This window comes from Bacillus sp. LR--39 (assembly GCF_053613335.1).
The window spans coordinates 1-505 of the sequence record NZ_JBSIOT010001687.1; the positions used below are offsets into that span (position 1 = coordinate 1).

At 33.9% G+C, this 505-nt stretch carries 1 protein-coding gene and 1 pseudogene; one reads left to right on the top strand and one right to left on the bottom strand.

Annotated features, from left to right (window positions below; all coding sequences use genetic code 11):
* A pseudogene (locus ACWHAR_RS32540) lies at positions 1-166 on the top strand (peptide ABC transporter permease); the annotation flags it as partial.
* Between the two features lie 130 nt (positions 167-296).
* Here ACWHAR_RS32540 and ACWHAR_RS32545 read toward each other — a convergent pair.
* Entirely contained in the window at positions 297-455 is a 159-nt protein-coding gene (locus tag ACWHAR_RS32545) for a hypothetical protein (protein WP_029726129.1), read from the bottom strand.
* Positions 456-505 lie beyond the last annotated feature (50 nt).

Below are 505 nucleotides of genomic sequence, written 5' to 3' on the forward strand. Positions count from 1 at the left end.
AGGTAACACTATGTATCCCCGAATAGAAAGAGTGCTGCAATCTGATAACATGACACTTGAAAGTAATGATGTTTTATTTATTATTTTGTATTTAGTTTCAATTATTATCATAAATGCGATTATCCTTCGCTTTTCTAAAACTAGATGGATCAAAATGGGCATTTAATAAAGGGAGCTACTTCACAATGAAGTAGCTTTTTATGTGCACCTATATATCATTAACATCAAGATTAATGCATGTGACTGGCTGAGTTTGTTAAGGGAAGGATGTTTTTCTGTTTGCATCGCCCAAACTATTATTGTTTTTCTTTCACCATCTTTACAAAGAGGAAAAAGATAATGAATACGATAAAGTAGTTCATTGGATTCTTAACGATGCTCATCTCTAGTGAAATCTGTAAGAGTATCCAGAGCGAAAAGATGGCTAGTATGGCAGGAATGATGATTTTGTACATGTCGACCACCTTCCGTAGTAGAGCCCTATAATAAAAAACTATTAGCCTGT